The sequence below is a fragment of the Clostridium sp. Cult3 genome (assembly GCF_021655115.1).
In the GTDB taxonomy this organism is placed as follows: domain Bacteria; phylum Bacillota; class Clostridia; order Tissierellales; family Tepidimicrobiaceae; genus PPXY01.
On sequence record NZ_PPXY01000014.1, the window covers coordinates 1 to 16,937 of the forward strand.

Here is a 16,937-nt window from a genome sequence, read left to right on the forward strand (position 1 = left end):
GAATAAATGCGGTTATATATTTTTTTTATCATTAAAAGTGACATTTTCACTGAATAAATTTCTATGTTCTTATGTGACATTTTCATTGACTATTGACAGTAAGATTTTGTGTTAAAATAAATATGGATGTAATTTTTTAATTAGAAAGGAGAATACCAATGGAGGCTTGGGAAAGAAGGGACGAAATTTTAAAGACTTTAAAAAAATCAAATAAGCCAATTAAGGGTACTGAACTATCTGAAAGGTTTGGAGTAAGTAGGCAAATAATAGTTCAAGATATTGCATTATTAAGAGCAAGAGGGGAGGATATATTAGCAACTCCGCAAGGATACATTATTCCTCAATTATATGGAGATAATAAATTAGTCAAGAAAATAGTATGTAAGCATCAAGGTTATGACGAAATAGAAGAGGAGCTGAAGACCATAGTAGATATGGGCGGTAAAGTTTTGGATGTAATAGTAGACCACCCTCTATATGGGGAAATAAAAAGTCCCCTTGAAATTAGTTCTAGATTGGATTTAGAAGAATTCCTTGATAGTCTCATAGAGACCAATGCGGAACCCCTATCATCCTTAACAGAAGGAATACATATTCATACCATAGAAGTAGATGATGAGAAAAGCTTTCAAAAAATAAAGAAGGCTTTAACAAAAAAAGGGTACTTGATAAATGAAGAATAAAATGATATATTTGTGCTAATAGGTGACAAGACAGATGACAATACACTACGGAGAGGTGGTTTTATGGCAAGGAATGGATCAAACAAAGTAAGTAGGATTAAGGACTATTTAGTCAAGATATTTAATGGGATGGCATTAGGACTTTTTTCTTCTTTATTAATTGGTTTAATAATCAAGCAATTGGGAACTCTATTCAAAATCCCACTGATGGTAGAGTTTGGTATTGTAGCTCAGATGTTAATGGGGCCAGCTATTGGAGCAGGGGTTGCCTATAGCGTAGGTGCTCCTCCCCTGGGAATATTTGCGTCTGTGATAACAGGTGCCATAGGAGCAGGAACCATATCCTTAGAAGGGGGAACTACGATAATAAAAGTGGGAGAGCCTGTAGGCGCTTTTGTAGCTGGACTACTAGGCGCAGAGTTTTCTAAATTAATAAAGGGTAAAACCGATGTGGACATAGTATTGGTTCCCTTAAGTACTATTTTGGTAGGAGGCTTAGCGGGACATTATATAGGCCCGGCAGTTTCTTCCTTTATGAATCTAATTGGGAATATAATAAACCTAGCTACGGAATTACAACCTATACCTATGGGTATAATTGTATCCGTATTAATGGGTATAGCTTTAACTCTTCCCATTAGTTCTGCTGCCTTGGCCATATCCTTAGGTTTGAGTGGTTTGGCGGCAGGAGCTAGTACAGTAGGCTGTGCTGCTCAGATGATTGGATTTGCAGTATCCTCCTATAAGGAAAATGGCTTTGGTGGGTTTATTGCCCAAGGTATAGGTACTTCCATGTTACAGATACCAAATATAATAAAGAATCCAAGGATATGGCTTCCTCCTATAATTACCTCCGCTATTCTAGGGCCTATATCTACTACCCTGTTTAAGATGGAAAGCAATATGATGGGTGCAGGAATGGGAACCAGTGGATTAGTTGGACAATTTGCAACAATCGATGTAATGGGTACTTCACCTAAAGTATTCATAAGCATATTGATCATGCATTTTATATTACCTGGAATCCTATCTTTTTTCATATCTGAGTGGATGAGGAAAAAGGGATATATAAAACTAGGGGATATGAAATTATAAATTTATAAAAAAGATGTTAGAAAGATATTTCGCTGGGTATATTAATATTAGCCTAAAATAGAAAACCAATATTTTGGGCATCTCCCACAAAAGATAAATCGACAAACAACAAAAGACAAAATCACAAGAGGAAACACTGATTTTAGAATTATCTAAGATCAGTGTTTTTGTTTTTAATAAGGATTGATATAAAATCAAAAATATGGTATACTATAGTATAAATTTTATATGTAGCTGTGAAGGGAAATAGTAGATAGCTAAGTCTTTTGTAGAGAGCCAATGGTTGGTGGAAATTGGCAGGACTTGTTATTGAATCCATCCCAGAGCTATTATATCCACAAGAGAACCGAAAGGTTAAATAGGGTGGCAACGCGGGAGCAACTCTCGTCCCTAATATTTTAGGGATTGGGAGTTTTTTTATATAAAAATATAGGGATAGGAGTGAAAAAGATGCTTGACATTAGGCGTATAAGAAAAAACCCGGAAGAAGTGAAAATAGCCTTAGAAAAAAGACATGGAGATTTTCCCATCGATGAAGTATTAAAGCTAGATGAAAAGAGAAGAAATCTATTGACTAAAGTAGAAGATATGAAGGCCAGACAAAATTCTGTATCTAAAGATATTCCCAAGTTTAAGAAAGAGGGCAAGGATGTATCCTCACTGATAACTGAGATGAAGGAACTATCTGATGAAATAAAACAATTAGATGGAAAGGTAAAGGGAATAGATACAGAACTAAAGGATTTACTTCTACACATTCCAAACACTCCTCATGAATCGGTAGTAGAAGGTAAAACCGATGAGGACAATGTGGAGATAAGGAAATGGGGAGAACCTACGAAATTTGAATTTGAACCTAAAGCCCACTGGGATCTAGGAGCTGAGCTAGATATATTGGACTTCGAAAGGGCTTCCAAGCTTACGGGAGCAAGATTTTCTCTATTTAAGGGTTTAGGAGCAAAGCTCGAAAGGGCTTTAATTAACTTCATGTTAGATCTACACACTACAGAACATGGATATACTGAAATGGCTACACCCTTTATGGTAAATAGGGACAGTATGATAGGTACTGGTCAGCTACCTAAGTTCGAATACGATATGTTCCATATTCCAAGTAAGGATTACTTTTTAGTTCCTACAGCGGAAGTTCCCCTTACCAATTTGTATAGGGATGAAATATTAGACGAGGATATGTTGCCTATGTATTACGCAGCATATACACCTTGTTTTAGGCAGGAGGCAGGTTCTGCTGGAAGGGATACCAGAGGCTTAATAAGGAATCATCAGTTTGATAAGGTAGAACTAGTTAAATTCTCATTGCCAGAAGATTCCTATGAAGAACTGGAAAAGCTTACAAATAGTGCTGAGGACGTATTAAAGCGATTAGGGTTGCCCTATAGAGTAGTAATGTTAAGTACTGGAGATCTAGGCTTTTCATCAGCAAAGACCTTCGATATAGAAGTATGGATGCCAAGCTATGGCAGATATGTGGAGATATCCTCCTGCAGCAACTTCGAAGACTTCCAAGCTAGAAGAGCCAATATAAGGTTTAGAAGAAAGGACAACAAAAAAGTAGAATTTGCCCATACTTTAAATGGATCAGGCTTAGCAGTAGGAAGAACCTTAGCTGCAATCATAGAAAACTATCAGCAAGAAGATGGATCCATAGTAATTCCAGAAGCCTTAAGATCTTATATTGGGGGATTGGATGAAGTAAGGAAATAGGATATTTATCCTAGATAAGAAAGACCAACTTTTATAGTTTGGTCTTTTTTTATTTATTAAAGGAATTATAATATTTTAGTAGAAATATAGATATAAATAGATATGAATACAATTAAGGAGGTAAAATTTTGAGAACAAATAGATTCAAACCCATTATCTTTATTTTCGTATTAACCCTTGCGCTAGCAGGTTGCAATAAAGGTATGAAAAGTTCCCCTACCTTAATAGTAGAGGACTATAACGGTATAGACATAGACAAAATTCACCACTATAATATAGAAGTAGATCTAGATCCTAACAGCAAATCCTATTGGGCTAAGCAGAAGATAGATTATATAAACCATTCAAAGGATGAATTGGAAGCTATATACTTTCATCTATATCCTAATGCATATAAATCACTAAAGACAGCCCCAATACTGTTTGACAACGCCATGTTTACTGAAGAGGATTTTAGACCAGGATATATGGAGATTGAAAATATTCTAGTAGGCAAAAAACAAGTGGATTTTCAGATAGGCGGTGTTGGGGATACCATCCTAAAAGTAAAGTTACCAGTTCCCCTAAGACCTGGTGAAAAGCTGGAGATCTATATGGAATACAAGGTGAATTTACCTCTAAATGTAGATAGATTTGGATATGGAAAAGAGGTATTTAACTTCGGAAATTGGTATCCTATAGCCTGTGTATACGATGATAAAGGTTGGAATCTAGACCCTTACTACAATATTGGAGATCCCTTCTATAGCGATATAAGTAACTATGATATAATCATCACTATACCAAAGGATTTTACCATAGCAGCAAGTGGCAATATAGTGTCGGAAAAGATAAAGAAGGATAAAAAAACCTATATCATAGAGGGAAGATTGATCAGAGATTTTGCCTGGGTAGCTAGCACTAAATTTACAATGAAAGAAGTGGAAGTTGAAGATACGGTGGTTAGGCTATACTCCTTAGAAGATAAAAAGGAAATGGAGGACTTTGCCTCTCAGGTAGGAGTGGATTCAATAAGTATATTTAACAGGATATTTGGCAAATACCCCTATGGTCAGTATTCCATAGTTATGACGGAGTTCCCTACAGGGATGGAGTATCCAACCATAGTATTTATAGGTAAAAATTACTTTAATTCCAGTTCTAAAGATATTTTAGAAACCATAATAGTTCATGAAACAGCTCATCAATGGTGGTATGGAGTGGTAGGGAACGATCAGATAGACGAAGCTTGGTTAGATGAATCCTTTGCTACTTATTCGGAAGTAATCTATATTGCTGAAAAATATGGTGAAAAAGCTGGAGAAGAATATTATAATTATTATTGTAAGAATAATTATGAATATGGAAAATTCCTTATAACTAAGGACGAAATAATTAACAAGCCTTTAGACCAATTTAGCAATTGGGACGATTATGGATTGCTAGTATATTCTAAGGGGGCTATGTTTTTAAATGAGATAGGAAAGGATTTTGGAGTGGAAGTACTATACGATATATTGAATAGATACTATAGCTCATATAAATTTTATAATGGAACCACAGAAGATTTTATAAATATATGTGAGGAAGTGACTAATGTACCCTTTGGGAAGAGAGTGGATAAATGGCTCTATGGCAAATATGAAAATGGAGGGTCATGACCCTCCATTTCTATTAAAATCGCCTACAGTTACATCCCATACCGCCAAATAGTACTACTAGCAGTAGAAAGAAGAACAGCAGACTAGAGTCCTCACCATCAAAGAAGCCGCCTCTTCTTCTTTGCAGATCTGTCATATTAAAACCTCCTTTTGTAATATTATATTTTGCCTAATATAGTATATAGATATGGAGGCAAATTGGTTACATCAATATAAAAACTAAAAAAATGGGGGAAATTTACATGATAAAAAGATTCACTAGGATTATCATATTATCTTTACTATTTATATTAATTATTAATTCTGCTACTTTTGCCATAATAGGTATTGAAAATCAAGTTTCTGCCTATCTTTTAGGGGATTTTGAAACAGGAGAAATATTAGAAGAATACAATATTTATAAACCCATGGAAATAGCCAGTATAACTAAACTAATGAGTTATTTAGTCATCATGGAGGAGATTGAAAAGGGCACCATATCAATGGATGATATGGTCTATATAGATGAGGATGTTACTAGAATTAAGGGCTCTAGTTTGAACTTGGAGAAAGGGGAGATATTTACTGTAGAAGATTTGCTAAAAGCTTTAATTGTAGTATCTGCTAATGATGCAACCTATGCTTTGGCAAAATATACAGCGGGTATAGAAGAAGTTTTCGTAAGAAAGATGAATGATAAAGCTAAAAGCCTTGGATTGGATTCTGCAATATTTTTTAATTGTACTGGGCTACCAGAAGGGGAACTTCAAAATATGATGAGTCCCATGGATATATTTACTCTTTCAAGATACATAATTGATAAATTTCCAGAAGTATTATCCTTAACGACTATTCCTGAGATAGAAATTCCTAGAAGGAATTACAAGAAAGAAAACACTAACCCCTTATTGAAAGAGATAGAGGGAATAGATGGGCTCAAGACTGGCTTTACTAATAAGGCGGGCTATTGTTTGGTATCTACCCTGGAAGTTTACGGAATGGATGGGGAACATGAAGACTTTAGATTGATAGGTATAGTTATGGGAACGGAAAGCGAACAGAAGCGAAAGGAAATGGCAAAAGAATTGATACAATATGGACTAGATAATTATTCTAAAAAAACACTGACAGATGTAGATACGCCTTTAGACATAATCCATTTACCTAATAGCAGAGATAAGGATATAGAAATCTATCCTTCCAATAATTACAGTACTATAGTTAAAACTGGAGATAGTTTGGACATAGACATAAAAATAGATGAAAATATTAAGCTGCCATTAAAGGAGTTGGACAAGGTGGGAAAAGTAATTCTATCCCAAAATGGCGAAAAGTTAGATGAAATAGATCTAATAGTTCATGATGAAGTTAAAAAGGAAAGGCTATTTACAGCTATATTTAGGCATATGAAGGATTTCCTATCCCTTGTGTTTTCAAAATTAATAAGTGGATAGTAGAAAATTCAAATTGACAAAAGTGAAAAACTAATGTAAAATATATTAATGTGAATATAAGTTGTGCACCCGTAGCTCAGTAGGATAGAGCAGCGCCCTCCTAAGGCGTGTGTCGGGGGTTCGACTCCTCTCGGGTGCACCAGATATTTGGGTGATATACTTATGGATGAAATATATATGAGATTAGCCCTTGAAGAAGCATATAAAGCCCTTAGCACCTATGAAGTACCTATAGGTGCTGTTATTGTACATGGGGATAAAGTGATTGGAAGGGGATACAATAGAAGAGAAAGTACTAAAGATCCAACAGCTCATGCAGAGATTATGGCTATAAAAGAGGCCAGCCAGTATTTAAAGGGATGGAGGCTTATGGACACTACTATGTATGTAACCCTAGAGCCTTGTGCCATGTGCGCAGGAGCTATAATCAACGCAAGAATAGATAGAGTAGTAATAGGTGCTAAAGACCCTAAGGGAGGCTGCTGTGGCTCTATAGTCAATCTATTGGATAATCCAAGATTTAATCACAAGGCAGAAGTAAAATTTGGGATACTACAAGATGAATGCAGCAGCATAATCAGCAACTTTTTCAAACAGATTAGAAAAGAAAAATAATACAATTAATTCAATCAGGAGAGATGTCCGAGAGGTTGAAGGTGGTGGTCTCGAAAACCACTGTACAGGCTATCCTGTACCGAGGGTTCGAATCCCTCTCTCTCCGCCAAAGCTACTAAAAATCTAGCATTTGCTAGGTTTTTTTGTTTTATCTAAATGTTGACTTTTCCATGCCAATGCTTTAAAGTAATAAAAAAAGAAATAATATAGTTTAAAGGCTATATAGTGAGAATAATCTATGATAGGTGATTAATAAACAAAGGGAGGAATTGCATGGAAAAAAGGGAAAGCTTTAAAAGTAGTTTTGGTTTGTTTGCAGCAGCAGTTGGTTCGGCAGTAGGTCTAGGAAACATATGGCGTTTCCCATATATTGCAGGTATGAATGGTGGTGCAGCATTTATTCTAATCTATCTAATTTGCGTTGCCATCATTGGCTTACCAGTACTATTATCCGAATTTATCGTTGGAAGAAAGGGAAAATCAAACCCAATACACTCATTTAAAAATCTGGCTCCTGGAGAAAGGTGGTATATATCTGGCATATTAGGGGTTATGGCTGCATTTTTAATTTTATCTTTTTATAGTGTAATTGCTGGATGGACTTTGGAATACTTAGTAAAGGCTATAGGTAACCAATTTGTTGGAAAGGATGTTTCAGAAATAGGGGCTATGTTTGAAAGCTTTATTAGCGATCCTGCAAGGCCTATATTTATGCAATTTATAATTCTATGCATAACCTATTATATAGTGGCCAATGGGATAGAAAAGGGTATTGAAAAGTACTCTTCTCTTTTAGTACCAGCACTAATAGTTATTATTATTATACTGGATATTAGGGCCATTACTTTACCAGGAGCAGTAGAAGGGATCAAATTTCTTTTCAAACCAGATTTTTCGAAGCTAAATGGTAAGACTATACTAGATGCCTTAGGCCATTCCTTTTTCTCATTAAGCTTAGGAGCAGGCACTATGATAGCCTACGGTTCCTATATAGGCAAGGAACAAAAATTAGGCATTTCAGCCCTTAATATTGCCTTAGCAGATACTCTAATTGCCATATTAGCAGGTTTAGCCATATTCCCTGTAGTATTTGCCTTTGGTATAGCACCAGACAGTGGACCTGGATTGGTATTTGTCACATTGCCCAATGTATTTCCTCAAATTCCAGGAGGATATGTATTTCAGGTATTGTTCTTTTTACTATTGGCATTAGCAGCCATAACCAGTACCATATCCATGTTGGAATCCGTAGTATGTTTTGGAATGGATAAATTTAATATGGGTAGAAAGAAGACAGCTTTAATTGCTGCTTTATTGGTATTTATAGTGAGTATATTTGCATCCCTATCCAATGGACCTTTAAACTATCCAATACTATTTGGGAGCAATTTTTTGGATTTCTTGGATAAGCTTACAGCTAACTATTTTATGACTACTGGTTCTTTAATAACCGTATTGTTTGTAGGATGGAGACTGGATAGAAAGATAATAGAAGAACAATTGACTAATCGGGGAATAGTCAAAGCAGGTTATATGGGAACATACCAATTTGTAGCTCGATATATTTCTCCACTAGCTATCATAATCGTATTTTTAGCCAGTGTAGGATTAATAGGCAAATAGTATAATAGTAGGGTTTATCCCTACTTATTTTTTACATAATCCAACTATTTCTGATAGAATATATATGTATTAAAAATAAAATTAAGGAAGGGATAATATATGGAGTTATTCAATACAACATTAGAAGCCATATCTTCCCCAGAGGAAGGAGCTAAGGAGGAAGCAAAAAAAAGATTAGACCATCTAGCCAAACCTATAGGAAGTTTAGGCAAATTGGAAGAGATAGTCATTAAAATGGCAGGAATTACGGGAAAACCCCATAATAAAATAGAAAAGAGAAATATAGTCGTCATGTGTGCCGACAATGGAGTAGTAGCAGAAGGGGTAAGCGCTTGTCCACAGGAATTTACCATGATATTGACTGAGAATATGACAAAGGGTTTTACAGGGGTATCCGTATTATCCCAAATGACCAATACGGATTTGACTATTGTAGATATTGGGTTAAACGGGGATATGAACAATTCTAAAGTGTTAAACAAAAAGATAAACTATGGAACTAAAAACTTTACTAAAGGGCCAAGTATGACCTACGATGAGGCAATTAAGGCTATTGAAGTGGGTATAGAAATCGGAGATAGTTTATATAATGAAGGATATGATATATTAGGCACTGGAGAGTTAGGCATAGGTAATACCACTACTTCAGCGGCAGTTCTTAGTGTTTTTAGTGAATTTGGTCCAGAGATTACTAGTGGCAAAGGTGCAGGGCTTACAGAAGAACAGTACAATTTTAAGAAAAACGCTATTAATAAAGCTCTAGAAGTAAACAAACCCAACAAGGAGGATCCAGTAGATGTAATCTCTAAGGTTGGTGGATTTGATATAGCTGGCATGTGTGGACTATTCTTATCGGCAGCTAAAAACAAAAAGCCTATAGTTATAGATGGTTTTATATCATCATCAGCTGCCTTATGTGCCGTAAGACTTAATCCTCTAGTGAAAGAATACATATTTCCCTCTCATCTATCAAAGGAACCTGGAGCTAGGTATATGATGGAAGAATTAGGCCTTGAGCCTATGTTAAATTTAGAGATGAGGTTGGGAGAAGGTTCAGGCTGTCCATTGGCTTTTCAAATAATAGATGCAGCCCTATGTATAATGGACAATATGGCTACCTTTGAAGAAGCATCGATTAATAGTAAAGTATTGGTAGATATTAGAGAAGAAAAAGAATAATCTAGGTGATATTATGATAATTTTAGTTACTGGTGGAGCACGAAGTGGCAAAAGCACCTTTGCAGAAAGTATATATGAGGATAAAAGAGATGTAGTATATATTGCTACCTCTAAGATATGGGATAAGGAGATGGAAGAGAGGGTTAAATTACACCAAAGTAGCCGTCCTTCCTATTGGAGAACTTTTGAGGGAAATTATTCATTAGTTGATGCCTTAGGAGAAGAGAAAAACTATCTATTGGATTGCATAACGGTACTTACATCAAATATAATGTTCGATATGACTAAGGAAAAGGAATATATAGATTATCATCTACAAAGTCAGGTGGAAGATAAAATATATGAAGAGCTAGACTCCTTGATAAAAGTTATTGAAGATAAGGGATATAATCTAGTTCTAGTAACCAATGAAGTAGGCTACTCTTTAGTTCCAGACAATCATATAGGTAGGGTATTTAGAGATATTCAAGGAAGGATAAACCAAAGGATGGCAGCTCTGTCCCATCAGGTTTATTTGGTATGCTGTGGCCTGCCGGTGAAGATAAAATGATAGATGGATTCATATTAGCCATCCAATTTTTAACTCGTTTGCCTATAAGAAAACCTGTAGATTTTAATGATGAAAATCTTTCAAAGAGTATTTTTTTCTTCCCCTTAGTAGGCATGATAATTGGTAGTGTTGGTGGGTTGTTTTATCATATATTTAGCTACCTAAACGAATATATAGGAGCATTTTTTGCTCTGGTATCCATGATAGTAGTAACTGGAGGTCTTCATCTAGATGGATTGTCCGATACCTGTGATGGGTTTTTATCCTATAGGGACAAGGATAGGGTTCTTGAAATAATGAAGGATAGTCGTATAGGAGCCTTTGGAGTTATAGCCATAATATTAGATATACTTCTAAAATATATTTTAATATTCAGTATAAAAGAGAATATACCCTTAATATTGGCCCTATCCCATGGAAATAGTCGTTTGGTAATATCCTATATAATGGCCACTAAAAAGGTTGGGAGAAAAGGTGGTTTAGGGGATATGTTTCATAATAGTAATCCCAAAAGATATGCCTTATTTGGAGGAATCATATATATTGTTATAGTCCTATTGATCAACCCAATATATATAATACCGCTTATGCTTTCCTTTTTAGCAGCTGAGATAATGACCAGAATAAGCTATAGGAAAATAGATGGCTTTACGGGAGATGTATATGGGGCTACCATAGAGATTGGGGAGATAATATCTTTAATAACATTTGTGGAGGTGGTTAAGTGGATATAATATTGATTCGTCATGGACAAACAGAAGACAATGTAGAAAGAATATTTAGTACTAAGGACACTAAGCTGACGGAAAAAGGCCAGGAACAGATTAAAAAGACCAAAACCTTTGTAGACACCTTATCCTTTGACAAGGTATATGTAAGCCCCCTATATAGGGCTATTCAAACCATGGAGATCCTAGGATTGGAAGGGGAAAAAGAAGAGAGGATAAAGGAGGTGGACTTTGGACTATTCGAAGGGAATACCTATGAGGAAATTAAAGCGAAGTTCCCAGAGGAAGCTAAGGAATGGGATGCAGATTATATAAATTATGTAACTCCTAAAGGGGAGAGTATAAAGCTAGCCTACGATAGAGTTACCTCCTTCTTAGAGGAGATATCTAAAGGAGACGAAGATGTAGTTTTGGTATGTCATGATGGGGTTACTAGAATTGCTTTAAGTTGGGTATTTGATAATCTAGATTATTTTTTCAAATTTAAAATACAAAATGGTAGCGTCAATATAATCTCCATAGATGAATATGGATTTAAATATATTGAAAAAACTAATTACACTGTAAAATAGCATATAAATTTTACAAAAGAGTAAGAAGAGGTATGTATATTAAATTGTTTTTAGAAAATGATAGCTACAATAAGAAAATCAAAGGAAGGTCAAAGAAAGTCAAAAAAACTCCAAAATTTAAAAGGTTAACATAATATTTGCTCCTTGAATAATGATGTAGTAGATGATATATTATATATGAAGGTCAAAGAAAGTCAAAGTAAAACATTTATACATGGAGGTTGATATAATGTTTGGAATCACACCTTTTAGAGGATGGAGAAGAGAAATGCCCAGAGAGTTTAGATGGGACTTTGACAGGATGTTTGATTCTATGCTTCAAGAATTCGATGATATGGGATCCTACTATCCATTGAGGGTAGATGTAAAAGAAAAGGATAAGGAATACTTACTTGAAGCAGAAATTCCAGGAGTAGATAAGGAAGACATATACCTAGAGATAAGGGACGATATATTGACTATAGCCGTAGAAAGAAAAGAAGAAGTAAACGAAGATAAGGAAAACTATATTAGACGAGAAAGAAGATATGGATCCTTTAAGAGAGCATTCTATGTAGATGATGTAGAGCAAGATAAGATCAAAGCCAAATTTAAAAATGGAATATTGAAAGTAAAACTACCCAAGAAGGAATCAACTCCTCCAAGAGAAAACAGAATTCCTATAGAATAATGTACAACAAAGAGGTCCGGCTCTTATTTCAAAGGAGCCGGATTTTTTTGTTTTTCTACTACATCCATTTAAAGCTTTTAATTAATAAAGTTAATATATTTATTTATATTTTTAAAAAGTATATGTATTTTTGTAAAAATATTTCATTTTATTATAAATTGGCTAATATATTTGATATAATAGTACATATAGTAAAAGTTTAAAGATAGGGGGAAAGGTGATGAAGAAGCTTTTAACAGGCAATGAGGCTATTGCAAGAGGAGCCTATGAAGCAGGTTGCTTAATAGCCTGTGCTTATCCAGGAACACCAAGTACTGAAATTCTTGAAAACGTTTCTCAGTATGAGGAAATACGCTCAGAATGGTCTACCAACGAAAAGGTAGCATTAGAAGTAGCCAGTGGAGCGTCTATCGCTGGTGCTAGATCCTTGGTAGCTATGAAACATGTAGGATTAAATGTGGCAGCAGACCCTATGTTTACCATGGCTTATGAAGGGGTAAATGGTGGACTAGTCATAATAACTGCAGATGAACCGGGAATGCATAGTTCCCAAAATGAGCAAGATAATAGGCTATATGCTCCTCATGCTAAAGTGGCTATGATAGAACCATCTGATAGCCAGGAATGTAAAGACTTTATGAAACATGCTTTCGAGGTAAGCGAAACCTACGATACACCTGTGTTATTTAGAATAACCACAAGGGTTTGCCATAGCAAGGGTGTAGTCCAACTGAAAGAAAGGGAAGAAGTAGGTATTAAGGAATACGCTAAGGATATCAGAAAATATATAATGGTCCCAGCTAATTCAAAGGTAAAGCATATAGAAATAGAAGAGGAAAGATTACCTCGTTTAAGGGAATATTCAAATAATACTTCACTAAATAGGATCGAGTGGGGAGATAAAAAGATAGGCATCATTACCAGTGGTATATCCTACCTTCATGCAAAGGAAGTATTTGGAGAGGATGTATCTTATCTTAAAATAGGATTTACCTATCCTCTACCTGACAAGATGATAAGAGAATTTTCTCAAGAAGTAGAAACCCTATACGTAATTGAAGAAAACGAACCCTATATTGAAAACTTTGTAAAAGCTATGGGTATTGATTGCAAGGGTAAGGAACTAATACCCATATGTGGAGAATTAAGCCCTGAAATCTTAAGGGAAGCCCTATTAGGTGAAGGAAAGAAGGAAAGTTATGAATTAGATATAGATATTCCAGCTAGACCACCAGCCCTATGTGCAGGATGCCCCCACAGGGGAATATTCTATGCTGTAAGCAAATATAAGGATAAGATAATCTCTACCAGTGATATAGGTTGCTATACATTGGGTATGGCTCCACCTCTAGGAGTAGGGGATACAGTTATATGTATGGGTGCAGGCATTACCGCTGGAATAGGTTTCGATAGGGTCAATCAAATGGCGGAAAGAGGTAAGAAGGTATTTGGTTTTATAGGAGACTCCACCTTTTTCCACTCAGGTATTACTGGGCTAATCGATGCTGTTTACAATGGCACCGATATGGCAATTGTAATATTGGATAATAGGATTACCGCTATGACTGGTCATCAGGAAAACCCAGGTACAGGCAAGAACATTTTGGGTGAACCTGCTCATATGGTAGATATTGAAGCTATAGTTAAAGCAGTAGGTATTAAAGAGAAAAACATCAGGGTAATAGACCCTTATAATCTAGAAGAAACCAACAAAGCAGTGAAAGAAGCCTATGAAGCTAAAGAACCTTTTGTAATTATTGCTAAACAACCTTGTGCATTGATAAAAGAGGTTCAAAGGGAAAGAAAAGAACTTTATTGTGAAGTAGATCAGGAAAAGTGTAGAAAGTGTAAAACTTGTCTAAGGATAGGCTGTCCAGCTATTTCCTTTAAGGACAATACCATAAGTATAGATAAAGTTCAATGTAATGGCTGTACCGTGTGCTTGCAAGTTTGTCCATTTGATGCTATAGAATTTATGGGAGAAAGTAGGTGATTCTGTGGTTAAATCCTTATTGTTAGTAGGAGTAGGAGGTCAAGGAACTATCCTGGTTTCGAGAATCCTCTCTCAAGGTTTTGTAAATGAAGGATACGATGTGAAAATGTCGGAAATTCATGGAATGTCACAAAGAGGGGGAAGCGTTACTACCCAAATAAGGTTTGGCGAAAAGGTATACTCACCTTCAATAAATACAGGAGAGGCAGATGTAATTGTAGCCTTTGAAAAATTAGAAGCAGCTAGATATTTGAATCATCTTAAAAAAGATGGTATATTAATAGTAAACGATGAAGAAATGTATCCTCTACCAGTACTATCTGGATTAGCAGAATATCCAGACGGAGTTATTGAAGCTCTTAAAGATAGTGTAGATAATATTAAAGTAATAGAGGCAAGAAGATTAGCAGAAGAATTAGGCGAAGTACGAGCCCAAAATATACTTATGTTAGGATGCCTGGTAAAGGCATTGGGCCTTGAAAATATAGATTGGATACAATTGATAAAAGAGAATTTACCGGAAAGAGTACATGAAGTTAACATAAAGGCATTTGAAAAAGGTCTGAGCCTATAAGACTTCCTTTAAAATAAGACAAGGGATTACCCTTGTCTTATTTATTGTACAATATTTATTTATTCATGTTCTTTTAACAATTGATCCTTAATATCCCATAGAGGTTTGGATAGGTCTACAAAGAATTCATGAGGATTTTCAAATCTACGTACTTCCTCCCAAAGGGTGTTAATCTCTTCTGCACAGTAATTCCTTATTTCATCAATAGGAGGACTTTCATAGATACATCTACCCTTATCAAAAATCTTAGTGAGTAATTTTCTTGCATAGAAATTTGTTAAGGTTTTCCTCTTCCAAGTAAACAAGGGGTGGAATATTTCATAGGGTTTAGTTTCATCAATTTTCTCATCGTGTAGAGTTACTACATCAGCAATAGCCTTATGAGTACCCTTATCATATAATCTGTATACCTGTTTAAATCCAGGAGTAGTGATCTTTCCTACATTTTCGCTAACCTTGATCTTTGGTACTATTCTTCCATCTTCTTCTACAGCAGTTAGCTTGTATACCCCACCAAAAACTGGTTCTGAACGAGCAGTAATCAATCTTTCCCCTACCCCAAAGGAATCTATTTTGGCCCCTTGATTTAGAAGATCTCTTATCACATACTCATCTAGGCTACTAGATGCTACAATAGGACAATCGGAAAATCCAGCTTCATCTAACATCCTGCGTGCTTCCTTTGAAAGATATGCAATATCCCCACTATCTATCCTGATACCTTTTGGTCTAAAGCCTCTTGGTACCACTTCTTCTTTAAATACTTTGATAGCATTAGGCACCCCAGATTTTAAGACATTGTAGGTATCTACTAATAGCACACAGTTATCTGGATAAAGTCTTGCATAAGCTCTAAAGGAATCTAACTCTGTAGGGAAAAGTTGTACCCAACTGTGGGCCATAGTACCCAGTGCTGGAATATTGAAATCTCTATCTACGATGGTACAGGCAGTACCTACAGCTCCTCCGATATATGCAGCTCTAGCTCCTAAAATAGCTCCTTCATACCCTTGAGCTCTCCTGGAACCAAACTCCATGATAGGTCTTCCGTCAGCAGCCCTAACTATTCTGTTGGCCTTTGTGGCGATAAGGCTTTGGTGATTGATAGTCAATAGTACCATAGTTTCAATTATTTGGGCTTGAATAATAGGTCCTCGTACTATGACTATAGGCTCTCCAGGGAATATAGGAGTGCCTTCAGGGATTGCCCATACATCACATTGAAATTCAAAATTCCTAAGATATTCTAAGAATTCCTCGCTGAACATACCCTTGGATCTAAGGTATTCTATATCTTCATCATAGAATTTTAAATTTTGAAGATAGCCAATAAGCTGCTCTACTCCAGCCATAATGGCAAAACCACCATCATCAGGTATGGAACGGAAAAACATATCAAAATAGGCGATTTTGTTTTCCATACCATTTTCAAAGTATCCGTTAGCCATGGTAAACTCATAAAAATCAGCTAACATGGTCAGATTCTTTTTCTCTTTCCAATCAATATTGGTCATTTTAAAAATCTCCTTTTTCTTATCGTTAATATAACCTCATATCAATTATATTCTCTAAATCTAGAAAATTCAACATTGTATAAAAAAAGACAAAACTGTTAGCAGATTTTGGCAAAATAATAGACGGAGGGCATATGCTCATTATAACCCTCCGTCATTCAAAATAGAACCTTCTATAGTTACTCCAACCTCTAACCCTTGAACTAACCATTAACTGCAATTTCCTATCAACTCTCCCAATAGTTTAACGCCTACTACTTGAAATAGACACTATTAAATTTTTTTAGAACTTTTAAGCTACTAAAAATCTAAACATTTTTTACTTCTAAACCTAAAACTCATC

General features: G+C 35.5%; 16 protein-coding genes, 2 tRNA genes and 1 other annotated feature. Of the genes, 16 read left to right on the plus strand and 2 right to left on the minus strand.

Translation table 11 applies throughout. From position 1 onward, the window contains the following. The first annotated feature begins 158 nt into the window (after positions 1 to 158). The 4 genes from C3E88_RS03505 to C3E88_RS03520 all read left to right on the plus strand — a co-directional run bounded on the left by C3E88_RS03505 (position 159) and on the right by C3E88_RS03520 (position 5,143). A complete protein-coding gene (locus C3E88_RS03505; protein ID WP_236908783.1) occupies positions 159 to 683 on the plus strand; it encodes a transcription repressor NadR in 525 nt (174 codons plus the stop codon). A 63-nt stretch (positions 684 to 746) separates the two neighbouring features. Then, a complete protein-coding gene (locus C3E88_RS03510; protein ID WP_236908784.1) occupies positions 747 to 1,778 on the plus strand; it encodes a PTS transporter subunit IIC in 1,032 nt (343 codons plus the stop codon). 227 nt (positions 1,779 to 2,005) lie between these two features. Then, positions 2,006 to 2,173 (plus strand) — a binding site (T-box leader). 55 nt (positions 2,174 to 2,228) lie between these two features. Beyond that, positions 2,229 to 3,503: a serine--tRNA ligase gene (gene serS / locus C3E88_RS03515; protein WP_236908785.1), complete on the plus strand. Its 1,275-nt coding sequence runs from the start codon at positions 2,229 to 2,231 to the stop codon at positions 3,501 to 3,503. A 128-nt stretch (positions 3,504 to 3,631) separates the two neighbouring features. Next, on the plus strand, positions 3,632 to 5,143 hold the full coding sequence (locus C3E88_RS03520; RefSeq protein ID WP_236908786.1) for a M1 family metallopeptidase: 1,512 nt from the start codon (positions 3,632 to 3,634) through the stop codon (positions 5,141 to 5,143). Between the two features lie 13 nt (positions 5,144 to 5,156). Here C3E88_RS03520 and C3E88_RS12275 read toward each other — a convergent pair whose 3' ends face one another. Next, positions 5,157 to 5,279, minus strand: coding sequence for a hypothetical protein (locus C3E88_RS12275; RefSeq protein WP_272878403.1), 123 nt, complete (start codon positions 5,277 to 5,279; stop codon positions 5,157 to 5,159). Between the two features lie 106 nt (positions 5,280 to 5,385). On the opposite strand from C3E88_RS12275, the gene C3E88_RS03525 reads away from it, so the two are divergent. The 12 genes from C3E88_RS03525 (at position 5,386) to C3E88_RS03580 (ending at position 15,080) form a co-directional block, all read left to right on the plus strand. Beyond that, the gene (locus tag C3E88_RS03525; RefSeq protein ID WP_236908787.1) at positions 5,386 to 6,576 is read left to right on the plus strand and encodes a D-alanyl-D-alanine carboxypeptidase family protein; all 1,191 of its coding nucleotides are present in this window, start codon (positions 5,386 to 5,388) and stop codon (positions 6,574 to 6,576) included. Between the two features lie 65 nt (positions 6,577 to 6,641). Beyond that, a tRNA-Arg gene (locus C3E88_RS03530) sits at positions 6,642 to 6,718 on the plus strand. A gap of 20 nt (positions 6,719 to 6,738) precedes the next feature. Further along, the gene (gene tadA, locus C3E88_RS03535; RefSeq protein ID WP_236908788.1) at positions 6,739 to 7,191 is read left to right on the plus strand and encodes a tRNA adenosine(34) deaminase TadA; all 453 of its coding nucleotides are present in this window, start codon (positions 6,739 to 6,741) and stop codon (positions 7,189 to 7,191) included. A gap of 17 nt (positions 7,192 to 7,208) precedes the next feature. Beyond that, positions 7,209 to 7,300 (plus strand) — tRNA-Ser (locus C3E88_RS03540). 164 nt (positions 7,301 to 7,464) lie between these two features. Continuing rightward, positions 7,465 to 8,814, plus strand: coding sequence for a sodium-dependent transporter (locus tag C3E88_RS03545; protein ID WP_236908789.1), 1,350 nt, complete (start codon positions 7,465 to 7,467; stop codon positions 8,812 to 8,814). Positions 8,815 to 8,913: 99 nt separating this feature from the next. Then, entirely contained in the window at positions 8,914 to 9,993 is a 1,080-nt protein-coding gene (cobT, locus tag C3E88_RS03550) for a nicotinate-nucleotide--dimethylbenzimidazole phosphoribosyltransferase (protein WP_236908790.1), read from the plus strand. Between the two features lie 13 nt (positions 9,994 to 10,006). After that, positions 10,007 to 10,543, plus strand: coding sequence for a bifunctional adenosylcobinamide kinase/adenosylcobinamide-phosphate guanylyltransferase (gene cobU, locus C3E88_RS03555; RefSeq protein WP_236908791.1), 537 nt, complete (start codon positions 10,007 to 10,009; stop codon positions 10,541 to 10,543). After that, a complete protein-coding gene (gene cobS / locus C3E88_RS03560) occupies positions 10,513 to 11,277 on the plus strand; it encodes an adenosylcobinamide-GDP ribazoletransferase (protein WP_236908792.1) in 765 nt (254 codons plus the stop codon). The genes cobU and cobS overlap by 31 nt, the downstream gene beginning before the upstream one ends. Beyond that, positions 11,268 to 11,843: a histidine phosphatase family protein gene (locus C3E88_RS03565; protein ID WP_236908793.1), complete on the plus strand. Its 576-nt coding sequence runs from the start codon at positions 11,268 to 11,270 to the stop codon at positions 11,841 to 11,843. The genes cobS and C3E88_RS03565 overlap by 10 nt, the downstream gene beginning before the upstream one ends. A 229-nt stretch (positions 11,844 to 12,072) precedes the next feature. Then, positions 12,073 to 12,513, plus strand: a complete 441-nt coding sequence (locus C3E88_RS03570) for an Hsp20/alpha crystallin family protein (protein ID WP_236908794.1) — start codon at positions 12,073 to 12,075, stop codon at positions 12,511 to 12,513. 220 nt (positions 12,514 to 12,733) lie between these two features. Then, entirely contained in the window at positions 12,734 to 14,506 is a 1,773-nt protein-coding gene (iorA, locus tag C3E88_RS03575; RefSeq protein WP_236908795.1) for an indolepyruvate ferredoxin oxidoreductase subunit alpha, read from the plus strand. Between the two features lie 4 nt (positions 14,507 to 14,510). Then, positions 14,511 to 15,080, plus strand: a complete 570-nt coding sequence (locus tag C3E88_RS03580; RefSeq protein WP_236908796.1) for an indolepyruvate oxidoreductase subunit beta — start codon at positions 14,511 to 14,513, stop codon at positions 15,078 to 15,080. Between the two features lie 59 nt (positions 15,081 to 15,139). Here the strand turns inward: C3E88_RS03580 and C3E88_RS03585 are convergent, their stop codons facing one another. Beyond that, positions 15,140 to 16,594: a nicotinate phosphoribosyltransferase gene (locus tag C3E88_RS03585; protein WP_236908797.1), complete on the minus strand. Its 1,455-nt coding sequence runs from the start codon at positions 16,592 to 16,594 to the stop codon at positions 15,140 to 15,142. Positions 16,595 to 16,937: the final 343 nt, after the last annotated feature.